A 491-nucleotide genomic window follows, 5' to 3' on the forward strand; every position below is an offset into this window, starting at 1 on the left:
AGTGGCGTGAAGATCATGGTGGCTACGCAACCGGTCGACTTCCGGCGCGGCATGAATGGCCTTGTGGCTTTGGTGGCTTCAGCGCTCGCGGCCGATCCCTATTGTGGCGACGTGTTCGTTTTCCGCGCCAAGCGTCTGGATCGACTTCGCTGCATTTACTGGGATGGGTCAGGCATGATCCTGGCGACAAAGTGGTTGGAGAGCGGAAAGTTTGTTTGGCCCCCGATCCGCGATGGTGCGATGCAGATGAGTGCCCAGGAGTTCTCGCTTTTGCTAGCTGGCATTGACTGGACGCGGGTCAAGCGAAACGCGGTGAGACGACCCTCAAAAGTAGGCTGATCCTATTGGTTTTGCTTGAAGATTCAGGCTAATATGATAGGGTCGGTCATGCTGCTTCGACCCGATCCCTTGCCTCAGGATGCTGCGCAATTGACCCGGATCATTCTCTTACTCGACGAAGAGAATGCCGATCTCAAAGCGCGTATTGCCTT

The 491-nt window shown here is 55.6% G+C and carries 1 protein-coding gene; it reads left to right on the forward strand.

Going from position 1 to position 491, the window contains the following annotated elements:
• Positions 1–339 (forward strand): IS66 family insertion sequence element accessory protein TnpB (tnpB, locus tag FG152_RS27170; protein WP_498989475.1); only part of this gene is annotated, 339 nt, incomplete at its 5' end.
• Positions 340–491 lie beyond the last annotated feature (152 nt).

Source organism: Ochrobactrum sp. XJ1, from assembly GCF_024701725.1.
Classification (GTDB): Bacteria; Pseudomonadota; Alphaproteobacteria; order Rhizobiales; family Rhizobiaceae; genus Brucella; species Brucella anthropi.